At 67.0% G+C, this 21,227-nt stretch carries 16 protein-coding genes; 7 read left to right on the plus strand and 9 right to left on the minus strand.

Annotation, left to right across the window (positions count from 1 at the left end):
* The first annotated feature begins 33 nt into the window (after positions 1-33).
* Genes ASG07_RS01215 through ASG07_RS01230 form a run of 4 tightly spaced genes read left to right on the plus strand, consistent with a single transcriptional unit; the run spans position 34 to position 7,267 of the window.
* Positions 34-1,080 (plus strand): glycoside hydrolase family 43 protein, encoded by a 1,047-nt coding sequence (locus tag ASG07_RS01215; protein WP_055841068.1) that lies wholly within the window; start codon positions 34-36, stop codon positions 1,078-1,080.
* Between the two features lie 34 nt (positions 1,081-1,114).
* The gene (locus tag ASG07_RS01220) at positions 1,115-3,505 is read left to right on the plus strand and encodes a GH92 family glycosyl hydrolase (protein WP_201780935.1); all 2,391 of its coding nucleotides are present in this window, start codon (positions 1,115-1,117) and stop codon (positions 3,503-3,505) included.
* Positions 3,506-3,516: 11 nt separating this feature from the next.
* Complete coding sequence (locus ASG07_RS01225) at positions 3,517-4,926, plus strand: glycoside hydrolase family 125 protein (protein ID WP_055841070.1); 1,410 nt, start codon at positions 3,517-3,519, stop codon at positions 4,924-4,926.
* Positions 4,927-4,945: 19 nt separating this feature from the next.
* Positions 4,946-7,267: a GH92 family glycosyl hydrolase gene (locus ASG07_RS01230; protein ID WP_055841073.1), complete on the plus strand. Its 2,322-nt coding sequence runs from the start codon at positions 4,946-4,948 to the stop codon at positions 7,265-7,267.
* A gap of 473 nt (positions 7,268-7,740) precedes the next feature.
* On the opposite strand, the gene ASG07_RS01235 is transcribed toward ASG07_RS01230, so the two are convergent.
* Positions 7,741-10,680: a TonB-dependent receptor domain-containing protein gene (locus tag ASG07_RS01235; protein ID WP_055841076.1), complete on the minus strand. Its 2,940-nt coding sequence runs from the start codon at positions 10,678-10,680 to the stop codon at positions 7,741-7,743.
* A gap of 194 nt (positions 10,681-10,874) precedes the next feature.
* On the opposite strand from ASG07_RS01235, the gene ASG07_RS01240 reads away from it, so the two are divergent.
* Positions 10,875-12,191 (plus strand): sugar porter family MFS transporter, encoded by a 1,317-nt coding sequence (locus ASG07_RS01240; protein WP_055841079.1) that lies wholly within the window; start codon positions 10,875-10,877, stop codon positions 12,189-12,191.
* Positions 12,192-12,230: 39 nt separating this feature from the next.
* Here the strand turns inward: ASG07_RS01240 and ASG07_RS01245 are convergent, their stop codons facing one another.
* From ASG07_RS01245 to ASG07_RS01280, 8 genes are all read right to left on the minus strand, one after another.
* Complete coding sequence (locus ASG07_RS01245; RefSeq protein WP_055842767.1) at positions 12,231-13,004, minus strand: nucleotidyltransferase family protein; 774 nt, start codon at positions 13,002-13,004, stop codon at positions 12,231-12,233.
* Positions 13,001-13,888, minus strand: coding sequence for a hypothetical protein (locus tag ASG07_RS01250; RefSeq protein ID WP_055841082.1), 888 nt, complete (start codon positions 13,886-13,888; stop codon positions 13,001-13,003). The genes ASG07_RS01245 and ASG07_RS01250 overlap by 4 nt, the downstream gene beginning before the upstream one ends.
* Entirely contained in the window at positions 13,885-14,895 is a 1,011-nt protein-coding gene (locus tag ASG07_RS01255) for a diacylglycerol/lipid kinase family protein (protein ID WP_055841085.1), read from the minus strand. Before ASG07_RS01255 ends, ASG07_RS01250 begins: the two co-directional genes overlap by 4 nt.
* A 140-nt stretch (positions 14,896-15,035) precedes the next feature.
* Positions 15,036-15,506, minus strand: coding sequence for a DUF2141 domain-containing protein (locus ASG07_RS01260; RefSeq protein WP_055841088.1), 471 nt, complete (start codon positions 15,504-15,506; stop codon positions 15,036-15,038).
* 40 nt (positions 15,507-15,546) lie between these two features.
* Positions 15,547-16,881 (minus strand): lipopolysaccharide biosynthesis protein, encoded by a 1,335-nt coding sequence (locus ASG07_RS01265; protein ID WP_236694543.1) that lies wholly within the window; start codon positions 16,879-16,881, stop codon positions 15,547-15,549.
* 5 nt (positions 16,882-16,886) lie between these two features.
* Positions 16,887-17,996, minus strand: coding sequence for a CDP-alcohol phosphatidyltransferase family protein (locus tag ASG07_RS01270; protein WP_055841092.1), 1,110 nt, complete (start codon positions 17,994-17,996; stop codon positions 16,887-16,889).
* Between the two features lie 11 nt (positions 17,997-18,007).
* Positions 18,008-19,168, minus strand: coding sequence for a CDP-glycerol glycerophosphotransferase family protein (locus tag ASG07_RS01275; protein WP_055841093.1), 1,161 nt, complete (start codon positions 19,166-19,168; stop codon positions 18,008-18,010).
* 225 nt (positions 19,169-19,393) lie between these two features.
* Positions 19,394-20,110 (minus strand): phosphocholine cytidylyltransferase family protein, encoded by a 717-nt coding sequence (locus ASG07_RS01280; protein WP_055841096.1) that lies wholly within the window; start codon positions 20,108-20,110, stop codon positions 19,394-19,396.
* Between the two features lie 106 nt (positions 20,111-20,216).
* Here ASG07_RS01280 and ASG07_RS01285 point away from each other — a divergent pair, with 106 nt between their 5' ends.
* The gene (locus ASG07_RS01285; RefSeq protein WP_055841099.1) at positions 20,217-20,756 is read left to right on the plus strand and encodes a glycoside hydrolase family 108 protein; all 540 of its coding nucleotides are present in this window, start codon (positions 20,217-20,219) and stop codon (positions 20,754-20,756) included.
* 45 nt (positions 20,757-20,801) lie between these two features.
* Positions 20,802-21,215, plus strand: a complete 414-nt coding sequence (locus tag ASG07_RS01290; RefSeq protein ID WP_055841102.1) for a holin family protein — start codon at positions 20,802-20,804, stop codon at positions 21,213-21,215.
* The last annotated feature ends 12 nt before the right edge of the window (positions 21,216-21,227 follow it).

A 21,227-nucleotide genomic window follows, 5' to 3' on the forward strand; every position in this document is an offset into this window, starting at 1 on the left:
ATTCCGGCCCGGATCGTTCCGAAAGGGCGCGCGATGAAGAAGGTGCTGCTGGCCGGACTGGCGATGCTGGCGTTGCCGGTGGCGGTGATCGCCGCCAATCCGATCGTGAAGGGCTGGTACGCCGACCCGGAGATCCGCGTCTTCCAGAACCGCTACTGGATCTATCCGACCTATTCCGACGACGACGGCAAACTTGACGTCACGAAAAGCTTCTCCCCTCGCCAGCTGGAGGATCGCAAGCGCCGGATGGTGCGGCCATCCTATGGCAAGCAGACGTTCTTCAACGCCTTTTCCTCGACCGACCTCGTCCACTGGACCAGGCACCCGCATGTTCTCGACGTGACCAACGTCGCCTGGGCATCCTATGCGATCTGGGCGCCGACGGTGATCGACGCGAAGGGCAAATTCTACATGTTCTTCAGCGCCAACGACATCCAGAGCGACGCCGAGGTCGGCGGCATCGGACTGGCGGTCAGCGATACGCCGGGCGGGCCGTTCCGCGACGCGATCGGCAAGCCGCTGATCGACAAGTTTCATAACGGCGCGCAGCCGATCGATCCGTTCGTGTTCCGCGACGACGACGGTCAGGTCTATCTTTATTATGGCGGCTGGAAGCACTGCAACGTGGTGCGCCTGAGCGACGACCTGCGCAGCGTGGAACCGTTCCCTGACGGCACGACGTACAAGGAGATCACGCCGCCCGGCTATGTCGAGGGTTCGTTCGTAGTCAAGCGCAAGGGCGTCTATTATCTGATGTGGTCGGAGGGCGGCTGGACCGGCCCCGACTACCGCGTCGCCTATGCGATGGGGCCGACCGCGACCGGGCCGTTCAGGCCGATGGGCACGATCATGGCACAGGACATGAAGATCGCGCGCGGCGCGGGGCACCACTCGGTCGTCAACGTACCCGGCACCGACGACTGGTACATCGTTTATCACCGCCGGCCGTTGAACGACGATACGGGCGAGCATCGTCAGGTCGCGATCGACCATCTGTATTTCGAAGGCGACGGCACGATCCGGCCGGTGAAGCTGACGAACGAGGGCGTCGCGCCCCGGCCGCTGACCACGAAGCGATAACGACACGCGCAACGGCGCGATGGGAGAGATTGATATGAAGCGCATCATCACCGCCCGGCCGCTGCGCGGTGTCGTGGCGACTCTGTTCGCGGGGTCGATGCTGGCGACGGGCGTGATCGACGCCGGCGCGGCGTTCGCGCGGCCGCAGGCCGGAGCGGCGCAGACCGCGTCCGTCGACCTCGTCAATCCGCTGATGGGGACCGATTCCAGTTACGAACTGTCCTACGGAAATACCTATCCGGCGGTCGCGGTACCGTTCGGGATGAATGCGTGGACGCCGGTGACGGGGAAACTCGGCAGCGGCTGGGGCTACACCTACGACGCGAACAAGATCAACGGCATCAAGCAAACGCACCAGCCCAGCCCGTGGATGAACGACTATGCCGCGCTGGCGCTGATGGCGATGACCGGGCCGCTGCGCATCAAGCAGGACGAGCGCGCGTCGTGGTACAGCCACAAGGCGGAAGAAAGCCGGCCCTACAGCTACAAGGTCTATCTGGCCGATTACGACGTGACGGCGGAGGTCGCGCCGACCAATCGCGCCGCGCAGTTCCGCTTCACCTTTCCCAAAAGCGACGACGCGCACATCCTGATCGACGGACAGGCGGGCGGGTCGATGGTTTCGGTCGACCCGGCGCGGCGGCGGATCACCGGATACGTGCGCAACAACAGCGGCGGCGTGCCGGCCAATTTCCACAACTGGTTCGTCGCCGAGTTCGACCACGACTTCACCGTCACGCGGACATGGGACGACAACGGGCAGGTCACCGCCGCACCGACGCGCGAGGGCGATCATGTCGGCGCGGTCGTCAGCTTCCGCACCGCCAAGGGCGAGCAGGTGGCCGTCAAGGTTGCATCGTCCTTCATCAGCGCCGAACAGGCCGCACGCAATCTGGACGCGGAGATCGGCCGCGACGGGTTCGAGCAGACCAAGGCCAAGGCGAAGGCCGCTTGGCAGCGCGAGTTCGACCGCATCCAGGTCACCGATCCCGACACCGAGAACCGGCGCATCTTCTATTCGGCGCTGTACCGGATGCTGCAATTCCCGCGCACCTTCCACGAGGTCGATGCAGGCGGACAGGCGGTCCATTACAGCCCGTATGACGGCAAGGTTCATCCCGGCCCGCTCTATACCGACAACGGCTTCTGGGACACGTGGCGCGCGGTCTTCCCCTTTTTCGCGCTGATGTATCCGGAGCGCGACGGGGAGATCATGCAGGGGCTGGTCAACACGTACAAGGAATCCGGCTGGCTGCCCGAATGGGCCAGCCCCGGTCACCGCAACGTGATGATCGGGTCCAATTCCGCGAACCTGATCGCCGACGCCTATTCGGCGGGCGTGCGCGGTTTCGACGTGAACACGCTGTACGAGGCGATGGTCAAGAACGCGACGACGTCCGAGGGACGTCCGCGTGACAAAAAGGGCAAGGTGCTGACCGCCGTCGGCCGCGAAGGCGTCGAATATTACAACCGGCTCGGCTATGTGCCGTACGACGTCGACATCAACGAGAATGCGGCGCGCACGCTGGAATATGCCACTGCCGATTTCTCGCTGTCGCGCCTCGCCACCGCGCTCGGCAAGACCGAGGACGCCAGGCTCTATGCGGGTCGCGCGCAGAATTACCGCAAGCTGTTCGACACGGGGAGCGGCTGGATGCGCGGGCGCAATCAGGACGGCTCGTGGTCGACACCGTTCAATCCGTACAAATGGGGCGATGCCTTCACGGAGGGCAATTCGATCCATTACAGCTGGTCCGTCATGCAGGACGTGCAGGGCCTGATCGACCTGATGGGTGGCGACAGGGTGTTCACCGACCGGCTGGATTCGGTGTTCACCACTGCGCCGATCTTCGACGACAGCTATTACGGGCAGGTCATCCACGAGATCCGCGAGATGCAGATCGTCGACATGGGCCAGTACGCGCACGGCAACCAGCCGATCCAGCACATGATCTATCTGTACGATTGGGCGGGCCAGCCGTGGAAGACGCAGTTCCACGTCCGCGACGTGATGCGGAAGCTCTATTCCTCCGCGCCGGATGGGTATCCGGGCGACGAGGATAACGGCCAGACATCGGCGTGGTACGTGTTCTCCGCGCTCGGATTCTATCCGGTGACGCCCGCTGTCGGGCAATATGCGGTCGGCAGTCCGCTGTTCCGCAACGTCCGGCTGGCGATGCCGGGCGGCAGGACGCTGACGATCGAGGCGCAGAACAATGGGCCGGACAATGTCTACATTCAGTCGGTGCGCTTCAACGGCAAGACGTACGACAAGCCCTGGCTTTCGCGCGACGCGCTGAAGCAGGGTGGAAATCTTCGCTTCGTGATGGGACCGACGCCGAACCGCAACTGGGGCACGCGCAAGGCGGATGCGCCGTTTTCGATGAGCGCGCCCCAAAGTGCGGCCGGGAGTTTGCAGAAGTGAACCGGCGTGACATGCTGGCGGGTGGTGCGGCGCTGGCGGTGACGAGCGCGATGCCGCTGCGGGCGGCGACGCCGGGCCTCGTCAGCAAGCGGCCGCCGGTGGCGCATCGCCGCTTCGTCAGCAAGGCGGTGGAGGCGGAGATCGCGCGGGTGAAGGCGAAGATCGCCGATCCCGAACTCGCGTGGCTGTTCGAGAATTGCTACCCCAACACGCTCGACACGACGGTCAAATATTCGGAAGCTGGCGGCAAGCCCGACGCGTTCGTCATCACCGGCGATATCGAGGCGCTGTGGCTGCGCGACAGCTCTGCCCAACTCCAGACCTACGTCCATCTCGCGCCCCGCGACGCGACGCTGCGCAAGCTGTTCGCCGGGCTGATCCAGCGGCAGGCGCGCTGTATCCTGATCGACCCCTATGCCAACGCGTTCATGGAGGACCCGACCGCGAAGTCGAACCTCGGTGCGCGGACCGACCAGACCGAGATGAAGCCGGGCGTGGCCGAGCGGAAGTGGGAGATCGATTCGCTCTGCTACCCGATGCGGCTGGCGCATGCGTACTGGACGACGACGCGCGACCGGACGCCCTTCGATGCGGTCTGGGCGCAGGCGATGGCCCGCGCCGTCGCGACCTTCCGCGAGCAGCAGCGCGAGGATGGCCCCGGTCCGTACCGGTTCCAGCGGCTGAACGTGTCCCCGACTGAAACGTTGATGTTCGAGGGGCTGGGCGCACCGACGAAGAAGGTCGGGCTGATCCATTCGATGTTCCGCCCGTCCGACGACGCCACGCTCTACCCGTTCCTGATCCCGTCCAACCTGTTCGCAGTGTCCGCGCTGCGCATGATGGCGACCGTCCAGCGCGAGGCGCGCGGCGATACCGCGGCGGCGACCGATGCCGAGGCGCTGGCGACCGAGGTCGAGGCGGCGCTGCGCCAGTATGGTCGGATGCCGGACGGCCAGGGCGGCGAGGTCTGGGCGTACGAGGTCGACGGATATGGCAACGCCATCTTCATGGACGACGCCAACGTGCCGTCCTTGTCTGGCCTGCCACTGCTCGGCGCGGCGGATCGTGCCGACCCGCTGTTCCGCCGTACCGCCGCGCTGGCGTGGAGTGATCGCAATCCGTATTTCTTCAGCGGCTCCGCCGCGAAGGGAATCGGCGGACCGCATATCGGCCTCGACATGATCTGGCCGATGTCGATCGTCACGCACGCGATGAACAGCGACGACGACGCCGTGATCCGGCAATGCCTGTCGTGGCTGAAGGCGACGCATGGCGGCACCGGCTTCATGCATGAGTCCTTCCACAAGGACGATCCGGCGAAGTTCACGCGAAGCTGGTTCGCCTGGGCGAACGGGCTGTTCGGCGAGTTGATCCTCGACCTGGAAAAGCGCAAGCCGGCGTTGCTCGCCGCCAAAATCTGATTTCACCCGGAGAATCGCCTTGACGACCACGACCCGCCGCCAGGTACTGGCAACCACCGGCCTTGCCGGGCTGGCCGGCGTGCTGCCCGCCCCCGCGCTGGGCGCGCGCACCGCGGCGGGCAAGCCGGACCTGTTCGTCGGCACCGGCGGTCACGGCCACACCTTTCCGGGGCCGTCGATGCCGTTCGGCATGGTGCAGCTGGGGCCGGATACCGACAACAAAAGGTGGGACGCGTGTTCGGGCTATCACCGGACGGACACGTCGATCATGGGGTTCAGCCACACGCACCTGTCCGGCACCGGCATCGGCGACATGCTCGACGTGCTGGTGGTGCCGACGACGGGGCCGCTGCAATTGCAGCCGGGGCCTCTCGACAATCCCGATGCGGGCTATCGCCAGCGGTGCTCCGAGGAGCACGCGGAGCCGGGTTATTACCGCGTGAAGCTGGAATCGGGCGTGCTGGCGGAGCTGACCGTGACGGAGCGGACGGGGCAGCACCGTTATCGCTTCCCCGCCGGGCCGGGGCACATCCTGATCGATTTCGCGCACATGATCCTCGACGTGTGGGACAAGGGGACGCTGGTCGACGAAGCGTCGCTGGCGCTGTCGCCGGACGGGCTGCTGACCGGCAGCCGTCGGGTGCATCGCTGGGCCAAGGGCCGCCGCATCCATTTCGCGATGCGGATGTCGCGCACGCCCGATCGCGTGCAGTTCTTCGGCGACAATGATGCGCCTGCCGCCGCAGGTGCGACCGGCGTGACGGGCAACAAGCTGAAGGTCGCGTTCTTCTTCGACGAGGCGGGTGGCGCGCCGATCGAGATCAAGACCGGCATCAGCGCGGTCGATGTCGAGGGCGCGAAGGCGGCGCTGGCGGCGGAAGCGCCCGGCTGGCGCTTCGACACGACGCGCAAGGCGGCCGCGCGCGCGTGGACGAAGGAACTCGATTGCGTGAAGGTGTCGGGCGGCACCGTGGCGCAGCGCACGATCATGGCGAGCGCGCTGTATCACAGCTTCGTCTCTCCCACGCTCTTCACCGATCGCGACGGACGCTATGTCGGGCTCGACCGGCAGGTGCATAGCGTGCCGGCGGGCGAGAAGGCGTACAGCGCCTATTCGCTGTGGGACACGTACCGCGCGCTCCACCCGCTGCTGACGATCGTGCGGCCGGAGGTGGCGACGCTGCTGACCCGCGACCTGATCCGCCAGACCGCGCAGAGCCCGTACGGCCCGCCGATCTGGCCGCTGCAGGGCGTGGAGACGGGAACGATGACCGGCTGGCACGCGGTGTCGGTGCTGGCGGAGGCGAAGGCGAAGGGGATCGAGGCGGACTATGCCGCCGCCTGGCCGATGATCCGCCGCCGCGCGTTCGACCGCACGCTGAAGGACGCCGACAGCACGCTGGGCCGCGGTTTCTATTACGATCTGGGCTATGTGCCCGCCGACAAGATCTGGGAATCGGTCAGCCGGACGCAGGAATATGCGTATGACGACTGGGCGATGGCGGTGCTGGCCGATGCGGTCGGCGCAGGTGACGATGCGGCGGCGCTGCGTCAGCGCAGCCGCAACTATCGCAACGTCATCGATCCCTCGATCGGCTTCGCCCGCCCGCGCTTCGCCGATGGCAAGTGGTGGACGCCGTACGATCCGATCCAGCTCGGGCATAATCCCGAAAAGTACCGCGATTATACGGAGGCGAACGGCTGGCAGGCGACGTTCCTGAATCAGCACGACATCTATGGCATGATCGAGCTGTTCGGCGGTGACGACAACTACGTGCGCAAGCTCGATGCGTTCTTCACGGCACCGTCGACATTGCCGCGCAACGCCCCGCCCGACATCACGGGGCTGGTCGGCCAGTACGCGCACGGCAACGAGCCGGACCAGCACGCCGCCTATCTTTATGCCTATGCCGGCGCGCCGTGGAAGACGCAGGCAATGGTGCGGCGTCTGTGCGTGGAGATGTACAAGGCGGACCCGGACGGCGTCATCGGCAACGACGATTGCGGCCAGATGAGCGCGTGGTTCGTGCTGTCGGCGCTGGGATTCTATCCGGTCGACCCGGTCAGCGCGATCTATGTGTTCGGATCGCCGCTGTTCGACATGGCGGAGGTCGAGGTCGGCAAGGGGCGCAGGCTGCGCGTCCGCGCGATCGGCAACGCGCCGAATGCACCCTATGTGCAGTCGGTGCGCTGGAACGGCCGGCCGTGGACGAAGAACTGGATTGCGCACGCCGACCTGATCCGCGGCGGCGAACTGGAATTCACGATGGGCACCGCGCCCTCGCGCTTCGGCATGGCGGTCGCGGACCGACCGCCGTCGTTCGGGCGCGGAGCGGCCTGAACCCCGAAGCTGCCGCTCCCCGGTTCCGGGGGGCGGCATGACCAGGTTCATGGTCGTCGACCGTTCCGGTCGAGCCGCGCGCAATCGAAAAAATGGCACCCCGGACGTTCATCCGAGGTGCCTCGCACCGCCGCTGGGAGGGGCGTGGGGTGACGGCGGGCGCCGCCCGTCAGCGATGTGACGGGAAGGTAGTAAACTCCAGCGCGATCGGGATAGCGGCACGGCCGTGACGCAGCACGGACAACCTGCCGATGCGACATGGCGGAACGGCGCGCGGTGCGCGGATCGTCATGGTCATGTGCGTCTCTCCCGATTGCGGATGCGCCCGCCCGTTGACGGTGTCGCCTGAACACCGTCGAATAAAGCAATTTGTTTGTCAATCGCAATGCGTTGAGCGACCGCGCTACTGTCGTCGGAGTGTCCGCCGGGGCGGTCGAGCAGGGCGGATGATGCTACATCCGCCCCGGTATCGATCAGAACGTCACCGTCGCGCCTGCGAACACTGTGCGGCCGAGCGCGTCGTATACGCCCGGGAAAGTGTTGCCGTTGCCGAACGCCGACAGGATACCGCTGGCGATGATCGGCGGATCCTTGTCGAGCAGGTTGTTGACGCCCATCCGCAGCGTAAACTGCTTGCCGACGCTGACCGTGCCCGCGAGATCGAAATAGTTGTAGTCGCCGATGCGCCGGTTGATGATGCTCGGCGTACCCGCCAGGAACGAGTTGTCCGACAGGCTCGAAAGCTTGGTCGCGCCCAGATGCCGCCACGACAGCGACAGGGTGGCATCGTCCGGCAGCAGCCACGTGGCTCGCGCGACGTGCCGCCATTCGGGATTCGGCTGGCCGCAGGTATAGCCGTACAGCCCCTTGCAATCATAGCTGCCCAGCCCCGGCAGCGGCTGTGATACCTGCTCGTTCAGCCACGTGCCGACGACATTGAGGTTGATGCGACCCGCGCCGCCCAGTTCCAGCATATAGTCCGCGGTCACGTCGATGCCCGACGTCTTGAGAAAGCCGGTGTTGACCGTGGTCGAGATCACATAACCCTGATCGCCGAAGATTGCGCCGCTGCGCGGATCACGCTTGAACAGGTTGCAGAAGAACGGATCGCTTGTCTGGGCGCACTGGGTGATCGCAAGCTGCGGCGCGACCGAACTGATGTAATCCTTCACCTTGATGTTGAAATAGTCGATCGACAGCGAGAATGCCTTCATCTGGCGCGGCGTCAGCACCACGCCGATCGTGTAGGTGTCGCCGGTTTCCGGCTTCACGTTGCGATTGCCGCCGAACTGGCCGGAGCAGGTGTCCGCCGGGCACGCGATGATGTTGCCATATTGCGCGGCGGTGACGCCGGTCAGCGAGCAGACCGCGGCACTCGCGGCCGGGGTCGCGCCCGAACACGGGTCCTGTGCGGATACGTTGCCGATGCTCTGCGCCGCGAACAGCTCACCGATATTCGGTGCGCGGATCGCGTGGTTGTAGCTGGCGCGGAGGCGTACGTCGCGTACCGGGCTCCACGTCACCTCGCCCTTGTAGGTCCAGACGTTGTACTTGGACCCGAATCCGGTCGACCCTTGCGAGTTCTTGTACGCCGAATAGCGCGCGGCGCCGTTCACCGTCAGGTCGTGGAACAGCGGTCGGTCCTGCACCAGCGGCACTTCCAATTCGCCATAACCTTCGGTCACGGCGATCCGGCCGTCGCTGTCGTTGAAGCCGCCCTGCTTGGCGACCGCATCACCGAAAGCACGCAGCGTCTCGATCCGGCGCTCGGCACCCAGCACCAGCGACGCGCCTGCGGTCGCGAAGGGACTGGTGATCCCCAGCTTGCCGAGATCGCCGGTAATGGTGCCCGAATACACGGTCTGGCGATTGCGCGAACCGGTGTTGCTGGGAGAGAACAGATACTGCGCCTGTTCGGCGGTGACGCCGTTCGCCTGAAACACGTTGGCGGGGAGGCAGGCCGGATCGGTGCCGTTGACGACCGAGCGGCATGTCGGGACGCCGTTGACGGTCACCACGTCCAGCGCACGCTGCGCCTTCACGTTGTCGACGTTGTTCAGATAGGTCTCGTCGAACTTCACGCGCGATTGCAGGAAGCCCACGTCGTAGCTGAACCCGCTGCCCAGATCGCCACGCAGGCCGGCGGTATACCGGTAATCTTCATGGCGCAGATCGTCGCGGCGCGGCGCGATCGCGAGGCGGTAGCCGACAAAGGCGGGCTGCAGCGTGGCGGTGCCGGCGCTGGCTCCACACAGCGACGTCAGCTGGCTGGCGCTGGCGAGGGGGCTGTTGCAAGGGATGTTGAACGTGGTGCCCTGGAACAGCGCGGACGGCGCGGCCTGGGAGAAGGTGTGATCCTTCATGTACATCAGGCTGCCATAGGCTTCCGCCGCCTCGGCGATCTTGAAGCGGGCGAAGCCGCCGCCGGTATAGCGTTCGTCGGACCGCTGAAAATAGTTGGTCGGTGAGAAATTATAGGCGAAGCTGTTGTTGTACGGCACCCAGGTGCGCGATCCGTCCTTGGCGTTGGTCAGCGTCTTGCCCTGGTTCGGTCCAGCCAGCGGCACGAAGGTTCCGAACGGCGTATTGCTCGATCCGCCGCAGACGAACGCGGAGTCGCCATCGGGGTTGATCCCACACGACGAAACGTCACGTTTCGATTGCAGCACCGGGTCGAAATGGCGGTAGCCGCCATAGAGCGTTATGTTGGCGCGACCGTCGAGGAATGTCTTGCCGAATACGGCGTTGACATCCTGCTTGCCGCCGTCCGCAACCTGCCGGGGTGCGAGGGCGTAGCCGCGTGCAGCCTGCACGGCTCGAATGCCCTTGTTATCGTTGATGTGCTGCGCGAAGCCGGCCTGCGCATCAATCCGCAGCCCATCGAAATTGTCGCGCAGAATGAAGTTGACGACGCCGGCCAGGGCATCCGAGCCATACACGGCGGATGCGCCGCCGGTGACCACGTCGATCCGCTCGATCAGTGCACTGGGCACGAAGTTGATGTCGACCGCCTGCTGCGGCAACATGCGTTGACCGTTGATGAGCGTCAGGACCCGCGAACTGCCGAGATTGCGCAGATTGACGTTGGCGGTGCCATCCGATCCGTTCGATACGTTCTCGTTCGCATCGGCGGTAAACTGCGGCAGGCGGTTCAACACGGCCTCTGCGGTGGTCGCGCCCTGATACTGGATCTCCTGACTGTCGACGGCGGTCAGGGGACTATTGCTGTTCAGGTCGGCGCGCTTGATACGCGTGCCGGTCACGAGGATGTCCGCATTACCGTCACCGGTGTCGGTCGGAGCGCCTTGCGGGAGATCGGCGGGAGAGCTCGCGACCTGCGCCATCGCAGTGCTGGTCAGCAGTGCCGCGCATATGGCAGCGATCGCGCCGGCGGTCTGGAACCTGTTAGTCATTAAAACCCCCTGATTTTTCCGGTCATGCCTAAATATCGGAGGATCGTATACTAACCACGGTATACGATCAATCTTTGTTGCGTTTTGTCGTTGAAAAGTGAAACATTCTTTATTGAGGCGGTGGGCTGATCCGCCAGCTACGCTTGACCCGCGACCCATGAGAGGCGCACCACCGTCGTTCTGGCGATCGAGGAGTGACCGGTTTGAACGCGACGCTGATCCGGGGCGTGACGGTCGGGGCGCTGGTAGGCCTGTTGTTCGGCTTCGATACGGCGGTGATCGCCGGCACCACGTCCGGCGTGCGCGATGCGTTCGGGCTGGATGCGGGCGGGGTCGGGATCACCGTGTCGAGCGCGCTGTGGGGCACGCTGGTCGGCGCGCTGACCGCGGGTATTCCCGGCGATCGCTATGGCGCGCGGACGTCGCTCCAGGCGATCGCGCTGCTCTATATCCTATCCGGCATCGGGTGCCTGCTGGCGTGGGACTGGGGGTCGCTGCTGGTGTTTCGCGTGATGGCCGGGCTGGCGGTTGGCGCTTCGTCGGTGCTGGCCCCTGTCTACATCGCGGAGATCGCGCCGGCCGACAAGCGTGGCGCGATGGTCGGCGCGTTCCAGCTCAACGTCGTATTCGGCATCCTCGTCGCGTATCTATCCAATTTTTTCGTCGCCAGCCTCGATCTCGGCGCGTGGGACTGGCGCGTGAAGTTCGGCGTCACTGCGATCCCCGCGGTGATCCTGCTCGCCCTTTTGTTCTCGATCCCTCACAGCCCGCGCTGGCTGGCTGCGAAGCACCGTGCCCGGGAGGCGGCGGCGGTGCTCGCCAGTCTGGGCGATCCCGATCCGGATCGCAGTGTCGCCGCCTATCAGCGCGCCGACGACCAGCAGACATCGGCGCCCAAACTGAGCTGGGCGAAGCACCGGAAACCGATCCTGCTCGCCTTCGCGGTGGCGGCGTTCAACCAGCTGACCGGCATCAACGCGATCCTCTATTATCTGAACGACATCTTCGCCGCCGCCGGGTTCAGCGGCACGTCGGCGGACCTTCAGGCGATCGCGATCGGTGCGGCCAATTTCGTCTTTACCGGTCTGGCGCTGACCGTCATCGATCGTCTCGGGCGGCGGACGCTGTTGATGATCGGATCGGTCGGGCTGGCCGCGACGCTGGCGGGGACGGCGGCGATCTTCCTGAGCGGGGAGGGGGAGCAGTATCTGCTGTGGCTGTTGCTCGCCTATATCGCGTTCTTCGCGTTCAGTTCGGGCGCGGTGATCTGGGTCTATATCTCGGAAATCTTCCCCACCGACGTGCGGGCGCGGGGCCAGTCGCTGGGATCGTCGACGCACTGGGCGTTCGATGCGGTAATCGCCGGCGGGTTTCCGCTGGTCGCCGCCTATTCGCGCGGTGCGCCGTTCGTGGTGTTCGCGGGGGCGATGGTCGCGCAGCTGGTGATCGTGTTCCTGTTCTTCCCGGAGACGAAGCAGCGGTCGCTGGAGCAACTGGGGCAGGGGCTGTGATCGATGGCTCGTGGCTGCCCCTCCGTCAGACTGCGGCTGTTACCTTCCCGTACCGGCGGGATCGTTCTCTCCGATGATCCCCCGCACCAGTTCCAGATCCGCCATCTTGTCGACATCGACCGCCGCCAGCCCGAATGGACTCGGCACCACCGCGGCCTGCAACCCGGCCCGCGCGCCCAGCGCCGTGACCGCATCCGCCAGCGTCAATCGCCCGGTGACATAGCGCAGCAACAGGCCAATCCCTAGCCGGCGCACGATCCGCCACGGCCGCTTGCGATCCGCCTCGACCTGCTGCCACAGGTCCAGTGCGCGTCCGGCCGGCGGTGTCGCGAGCAGGAACAGGTTGCACCCGGACCATGCGCCATCGGCGAAGCGGAGATAGGTGCGTCGCGTACCTGGTGCCGCGGTCTCGACATGCGCGCGCTCGGCCATCAGCGCGGCGACGTCGATGCCGACCGGAGCGTCTGTCAGGAAACGCGCGACCCACGCCGCCTCCAGCAGCGCATGATCCGCCGTCGTCACCAGCAACGGCGCGCCGAGCGCCTTCAGCGCCACGGCGACGCTGCCGCTCGGTCCCGCGGCGGGGGCGAGCGTCTCCAGCCCCAGCCGCTTCGCCTCCGCAAGCACCGCCGGATCGGACGCCGAGACCGCGATCCGCTCCAGCCCCGCAGCGCGCAAGGCCGTCGTCACCCGCTCCAGCAGCGTCTCGCCACCCAGCACGATCAGCGCCTTATGCGGCACCCCCGCCGCCGTGGCGAGCGGATCGGGCGCGCCGGGTCGCGAGCCGGCGAGGATCAGCGCGGCCGGGATCATCGCCGCGCCCGCCACACGCGCCAGAAGACGCCGGGCGCGGCGAGGATCGGGTGGCGTTCCCGCCACGGCGTCATCGATACGGCGATGCCGGTATGCCGCTCGATCTTCCACGCGCCATATTTTGCCGCGCCGTCGAAGGTGAAGGCGGCACGCACCAGCCGCACGACGTTCAGCGGCTTGCCCAGCCGCCGCCGTCGCGCCCATCTCGCGCGCCAACGCTTCGCCTCGCCCGGCGGCATCCGCGCGATCAGGCTCGATCCATCGCGCACGAACGGTACGCCGCCTGCCTCCCATGCCAGTGGCAGCAGCGTGTCATACCGGTTGCCGCCATGCGTCAGGATCTGCTCCTCGCGTCCCGGCGCCTCAACGCGCAATTCGGCGGCATAGGTCTGGCGGAACAGCGCCCGCCAGTAGTCCGCCGGGTTACCCTCCGCCGGGCCCAGCGCGGCGGCGAACCGCGAGGCCGTCACCGCCGCCGCCGCAATTGCATCCACGACGATCGCCGCCGCCGCCCCGGACCGTATCTGCGCCAGTGCGGCAGGCTGCACGAATCGGGTCCAGATCGTCGTATCGATCAGCCGCCCGGCGGCGGCGGCGGCGAAGGTAGCCAGCGTCATCGTCGCGATTTTCGCGCGCAACGTCGCGGGCCCCACCGCAAACTCCCGATATCCGACACGCGGCCAGATGCCGCGTTCGCGCGGACCGGCGGTCAGAATGTAGAAGTCGAGAACACCGTCGAGCGAACCGGTGCGCAGATTGGAGCCATAGAACAACACCGCCTCCGCGCCCGCCTCCGTCGCCAGCAGGTCGGCGACGTGGCGCACCGCCGCCGGCACCGGCGCAGCGAGCGTATCGGCGACGAACGCCCCAAGCGCGTCGGTCACGGCACCACGAAGGAGAGGCGCGGGCCCTGACGAACCTCCAGCGCCCCGCCCGAGAAATGTTCCCCGTCGAGGATGAAGTTCGCGTCCATCTCGAGCCGGAAACCGGTCATGTCGCGCCGGTGATAGCCCAGCTTCGCCAGCCAAGCACTCGCGCGGCCCGCCAGCACCGCGGGCACCGCCGCCGCCATCATCCGCGGGGGGGCATCGACATCGAGCAGTTTCAGCCCCTGGCGTACCGGCCCGAACGGCTTCAGGCCCAGCGGCATCCGCTCCATCGTCGAAGCCAGCAGCAGGTAACGGGGATGTGCCTCGATAGCGCCGACGGGTGTCGTCAGCGTCATCGGCGTGCCCGACCGCCATTCACCCGAATCGCTGCCGAACATCGTCTGCACGACGGTCCAGCCCAGTGCCAGTCCGACCGCGACGCCGTTGAACGCGCCGACGCGGTGCGTGCGCTGCGCCAGTTCGGTCGCGCTGACGAAGCCGCCGGCGCCCATCAGGAATCCGCGCACGCGAGGGGTCGCGGGCGCGTCGAGGCGTGCGATCTCCAGCGGACGGCGCGTCACCGTACGGCCGACGCGCGCCGCGATCAGCGCATCGTCCAGCGTCCAGTCGGCGGGCAGGCCCAGATCGATCGCCAGCGCATTGGTCTTGCCCGACGGGATCACGACGATCGCGGGCCAGCGCCGGCCCCAGGCGTCGCCCGCGCCGCTCAGCACGTCGCGGACCGTCCCGTCACCGCCGTCGATCACCAGCAGGTCGATCCCTGCCGCCGCGAACTCCGCCAACGTCTCGGCCAGCGCCTCGCGCGTCGACGGTGCCGCGACCATCACCCGCCCCGCACCCGGTACGCCTGCGGCATAGGCAGCCCCGCGGTTGCGGTGACTCTTCGGGTTGCAGACGATGCCGACGCGCAGATTGCCCGCGGCGGACGCGCTCGGCGCAGCCTTCACCTGCGGGGTGAAGTGCGGATCGACCCCGACAAAGGCAAGAACGGTAGCGGACATCGGCGTTGGACTTCCAGACAGGCTAGGAATGATGCCTGACTACACATTTGTGACCAATTCAGGGCGGGAATGTTTCGCTGCCGCATCGGTTCCGTCATGCCCGGTGGGCAATCGTATGCAGCGGCAACGGTTCACCGCATTTACTGGCGATAGCGCATCGCCATGTTCAGTGTCCGTCCGGCGGCCGGCAGGGTGAACCGCGCCGCATCGAGCGAGGGCAGGCCGATCGAGGTCGGCGCATCGTTGGAAAAGCCGAAGCCCTCCTTGGGTGCCCACAGCGTCCGGTTGAAGTTCCGGTCGCCATTCTCGTCATGATATTGCGCAACGGCGTATTTCCCCGCCGGCAGCCAGAAACATGCGCTCGTCACCGGCGCGCGGGCGGGGACGCGGACGCGCGCCAGCTTGCCCCCCTTCGCCAGGAACCGCTTCTTGTCGTCCGCATAGACGGTGAACGCGACTTCTCCGTCGCCGCTGCGCAGGCCGGTTGCCTGCACGGTCAGCTTCACCGCATTGCCGCCCAGCGTACCGGTGCAGGTTTCCGCGGCGACCATGGAAGGGGTGAGGGCCAGCGCGCCGGCAAGGATCGATTTCGTCAGTATCTTCGCAGTCATGCGGTATCAGATGGGCGCCAACCACGGCATTATAAAGGCGTTATGAAGGCCGCTTCGCCGCAGGCTTCGCAAGCCGTACGGCGACGATCGCCATCATCACCGCCACCCCCGCCGACCCGATCGCGACGCCGATCGCCACGCCCGTGGGTCCGAAGAACGGCATCAGCGCGAACGCGGCGGCCAGCATCAGTCCCGCGCCCAGCGCCCGGATAGCGAAGACGGTGCCCGCGCGTTGCAGCGCGGTCATGACGGTATCGACCCCGACCGTCGCGAAGTCGAGGCACCCCGCCACCGCCAGCCACAGCAGGATCGGCCACGCGCCCGTGAAGTCGCGTCCGCCGACGAGGTTCAGCACCGGCCGGCCCGCCACGGCGACCAGCGCCATGATGACGATCGCCGCCGCGCCGCTGCCGAGAAACAATCGCCGCAGCAACCGGCCCAGTTCGCCCGGTCTGGCGTCGCGGACCGTCTTCACCACCTCCGGAAAGGCCGCGCGGCTGATGAGCTGTGACAGTTTCGCCAGCGCCTGCGCAATCTGGCTGGCGAGGCGGAACGCACCAGCCGCCGCCGGCCCGGCGGCGGCACCGACGACCAGCAGGGGGATCTGCTTGCTCGACAGGCCCAGCGTCGAGCTGGCGTTGGTCGACAGCGCGAAGCGGACGATGCCGGGATGCTCCGCCAGCAGCCGCTTCATGCCCCGCCCGCGCCGCATCAGCGCGATGTCGCCGCGCCGCGCGACCATGATCCAGTAGGTCGCCGCCGTCAGGATTTCCGCCAGCCCCCATGCGGACAGGAATCCCTGCACGGTCGGGTGCACCGCCCAGACCAGCACGGTGCCGACGAAGCGCGCCACCGGCGTCACGCTGTCCGCCGCCGCGGACAGGGCGAACCGGTCGCGCAGACGCAGAATGCCGAGCGGGGTGGAGCGGATCGTGACCAGTTGTACGATCGCGAAGATCAGCGTCGCGCGCTGCAACGTCGGGCCGATCCCCAGCGCCTCGCCGAAGAACTCCAGGATCAGCCACGCCAGCACCGCGCCGATCGCGGCGCTGCCCGCATCGACCAGCGCCGATCCGCGGAACACGCGGCCCAGCGCATCGTCGTCGCCGCGCGCCAGTGCCGGCGTGCCGTACTGGACGATCACCTGCCAGCTCTGGAACGCGACCAGCGTCGCCAGCGTCTGCGCCGCACCGATGATGAGCGCGAACCGCCCGAAGCCGTATACGCCCAGCGACCGCGTCGCGATGCCGAGATAAAAGAGAGACAGCACCGCCAGCACGCCCCGGCTGGCCAGCAACCAGCCGAGATTGCGCCACACCGCCCCCATCGCGCCGCTGAAACGGCCTTCCGGTTCCTCCGCCACGTCCTCGGTCACGGCGTTCAATCGGCCAGCCAGCTGACGATCGGAATCCCGCGGGCCTTCATCGCCATCGCCTGGAACAGGCGGACGAGGTGGACGACAAGCGAGATCGCCGTCCACGCCGCGACGCCGATGATGCCCCAGTCGGGTCGCAGGACCAACAGGCTGGCGAAGAGGATGACCATATTCGGATTGCGCCGCGCGGTGACGAGGCGGAACTTGCTGTCGAACCGCTGCCAGACGTGGATGTGCATCTTGAAGCGGACGATGAACGCTCCCTCGATCAGCCGTTGTGCGACATAGCCGAACAGCATCGTGCCGATGACGATCCAGAACGTCTCGTCCGTCAGCGGCCGCCCATACGGTGCGCAGCCCGCCGCCCACGCCCACCACCAGAAGGGTGGGTGAACCAGATCGACGCCGTGATCCCACGCATTGCCCAGCTTCGACGAGGTGATGGTGCACCGCGCCAGCTTCCCGTCGACGGTGTCGAGCACCATGAACACGAGGCCGATCGCCAGTCCGGACCAGAACCATCCATACCAGAACGCCACCGTGGCAACGATGCACAGCACGCTGCCGATCGCGGTCACGCCATTGGGCGAGATGCCGATCCGCGCGCAAGCCCGTGTGATGTGGAACGCCCAGACCGGCCACAGATACAGCGTCAGCAGGTCGGTGACGCCCTTGTACGCGCCCTGATAGCTGGCGCGCTCGATCGCGGGGACCGTTTCGGGCGTGAGCGGCAGGGTGAAGGGCTTCTCCCGCTTGCGCAGGACATCGTCGTAGATGCCGGCGGGGTCCAATGCGTCGATGACTGCAAGCGAGGTGAGGGGGCCAGAGGGGGCATCCCGCATCGCCGCTGCAACCGCATCCGCTTGTCCGGCATCGACGTGCGCCAGCACCGGCACGCCATCCACCATCAGTACGCTGCCCGGCCGCGCCGCGATGTAACGGCTCCATGCCGGATCGAACGCATAATCGTCGTTCGCCAGCATCACCGCGGCATCGCCATCCGTCAGCCCCTGCGCCGTCGCGATCCGGCGCGTTCGTTCGGCATTGGTCATGCCCCAGATACGGGTCGGATTGTTGCCGACGGATGTCAGGCGGGGCTTGGTCACGGCAGTCATCGCAGGCGTTCCTAGCGGTTTCCGCTCCGCCTGCCACTATCTTGGCGCATCAGGCTCATGACGACGTCCGCCGCGCGGTCGCTGGCGCGACCATCGTCCACGCCCATCATCCGCTCGACATAGGCGCGCTGCACCGGTTCGTATGCCGCCAGCCGCCCCGGCGCGGCGTCCAGCGCGCGTGGCAACGCCGCGACATCCGCGATCACGTCGCCCATCGACCAGTGGCTGAAGCGGGGATCGTCCGCCCACGGATGCCGGTCGGGGTTCAGGAATACGACGGGCCGCGGCTTCACGGCGGCGAATTCGACCACCTGACTGCTGCCGTCGCCCAGATACAGGTCGGCGTTGCCGGTATAGCTCTGGTCGATCAGCCGGTACGATGTCGCGTCGACGACGATGTTCGGCCGGTCGCGATAGGGGGCGATGCGGCGTTCGAATTCGGGATCGAACTTCGGCAGGCGGACATGCGGCGCGACGATCAGGTTGTAGCGATCCTGCGCGGCGAACCACGCCATCACCGCCTCGCCCATGCCCCACCAGCTCGACTTGTCACGCTTCCAGTGCGGGACGTAGACGACGACCGGGCGCGCTTCCGCGAACACCGGCATCGCCGCCGCCGTGACGAGCGTGCGGACGTAATCCGGCTTGATATAGCCGACGACGTGGATCGGTGCGTCGTCATGCCCCGACGCGCGGACGCGGGCCGCCATGCCGTCGCTCGGCATCAGGATCGCATCCGCCTCGCGGTTGCGCGGGTCGGCGAAATTGGCGTGCGGGGCCGCGCCATGCTCGTTGTAGACAAACCGTGTCCTCCGCCCGATCCCCAGCCGCCGCGCGACCCGCGGCAGCCACAGGCTGGTCCGCTCCGCCACCACGACGACGTCGTGTGTCAGGAAGCGGCGCGCGTTCAGCGCCAGCACCAGCGGCTTGGAGGGCAGGGGCGGTGTTTCGCGCGACCCCGGTGCGGCTTCTCGGAAACCGCGCACGCGCCGGATCGCGAGATCGATCCCCAGCGTCGCGATCGCCTCGCGGAGGATCTCCTCATGCACCGATGTCGCGACGTGCAGTGTCACGGCGGGCGCATCCTCCCGCCGCGCCAGCGCTGCTGCGATCGGCAGCAGGTGCGGGATCAGGTGCAACTCGCCGAGGAACAAGAAGCCGACGCTGGTCATGCGGACAGGCCATTACGAACGCGCTGAAAGGTTGCTTCCATCTCTCGAGGCCGAGTCCGGCGCGCTCCACAGGCACCACCCCGGCGCAGGCCGGGGTCCAGTTGCCGCGCACCAAGTCGGAGAAGGTCGTCCACGCCAATCGAAACCCTCGCGACTGGACCCCGGCCTTCGCCGGGGTGGCACAATGGTCGGACTTGAAGCCCCGCTCCATCGCTCGCCAACGACTCACCCACCACCATGCTCCCGTCGCCAACGGTCGATATCCTCCGGCCGGTCGATCTCCTGCCAGTGGCCATCCGCCGGGATCGTCACCGCCGCCACAGCGTCGGCTTTTGCCAGCCGGTCGACGATCGCGTGATGATAGGCGTGGATGCCCTCATCCTCGCCGATCACCAGTCTCAGCGCGCGGGCATAGGCGTCGCCGCCGCGCGACAGCACCAGCCCCAGCGAGCGGTGCGTCGCCCCGTCCAGCGTCTTGCCCACCGCCAGCACGCGGCCGCGCTCCACCGCGACCAGCATGTCGTCCAGCTCGGCCGCACCCAGCGCCTCCACCATCAGTGTCACGCCGGACGGCGCCGCCTCCACCGCACCCCGCATCACGTCCGCATCGAACACGGTATCGCCGTTCATCAGCGCGAACGCGCCGCCCAGATGCGCGCGCGCCGCCCAGACGCTGCCGATGCTGCTCGCCGCCGACCAGAAGGGGTTGAAGACCAGCTCCGTGGTCAGGCCGCCCGCCCGCCGCGCCGCCAGATGCTCCGCGATCTGGCCGATCCGGTAGCCCCCAACGACCACCGCACGGTCGATGCCGGCCGCCGCGATTGCGTCGAGCTGATGGTCGAGGATCGCCCGGCCGCCCACCGGCACCAGGCATTTCGGCGTGGTCAGCGTCAGCGGCAACAGGCGCGAGCCGTGCCCCGCCGCGATGATGATGGCCTTCATCCCGCACCCCTATCCAAAGCGTCCGACCGAAAAAAGGCGCTGCTGTCCTACACGCGCGAATCGGTATAGTTGGTGCGCCCTGTTCGAGCGATAGATGGGGTGAAACATGAACATCGACGATCTGATCGGCGTGGTGATCGCGCGGGAGGGCGGCTTCGGCCACCATCCGGGCGATCGCGGCGGAGCGACGCGCTGGGGAATCACGGAGGCAGTGGCGCGCGCGGACGGCTGGACAGGACCGATGCGAACGCTGCCACGCGACCGGGCGGTCGCGATCTATCGCCGGCTCTACTGGTTGCGCCCGCGGCTCGATGCGGTCGCCGCGCTCGCGCCGAAGCTGGCGGCGGAGATGTTCGATACGGCGGTGAATATGGGGCCGGAGGTCGCGGTCGGCTTTCTCCAGCGCGCGCTGACCGCGCTCAATCGCGGCGGCGACGATTATCCCGATATCGCGATCGACGGGCAGGTCGGCCCGCGCACGCTGGCCGCCCTCGATGCGTTTCTCGGCCGCCGTGGCCGGGTGGGGGAGGCGGTGCTGATCCGCGCGGTCGAGGCGCTTCAGGGCGAACGCTATCTGACCCTTGCCGAAGGGCGACCGGCGAACGAGGCGTTCCTCTATGGCTGGCTCGCGAACCGCGCCGGTTGAGGCGTGCCGTTGGACCGCCTTCCCATAACCTTTGAAAGGATCGACATGGCCGTTCTGGATGCCATCATCGGCCCCGTCGCGGGTCTTCTCGACAAGCTTATTCCCGATCCGAAGGCACGGGATGCCGCCAAGCTGGAACTGCTGAGGCTGGAGAATACGCAGGATCTCGAACGCCTTCGACAGCAGATGGCGGCAGTGATCGCGGAGGCGCAGTCGCCCGATCCGTGGACGTCGCGGGCGCGGCCGATGTTCCTGTACGTGATGTACGCACTGTTGCTGTGGTCGATCCCGATGGGCCTGATCGCGGCGATCGACCCGGCGATGGCGAAGGGGATCGCGGCCGGCATGAACGCCTATCTGGCGGGCATTCCGGAGCCGCTCTACGCGCTCTTCGGCACCGGCTATCTCGGCTACACCGTCGCCAGAAGCTGGGGCAAGGCGAAGGGGCTGGAGCGATAGCGGCGGGCCGGC

Source organism: Sphingomonas sp. Leaf343 (genome assembly GCF_001423765.1).
Classification (GTDB): Bacteria; Pseudomonadota; Alphaproteobacteria; order Sphingomonadales; family Sphingomonadaceae; genus Sphingomonas.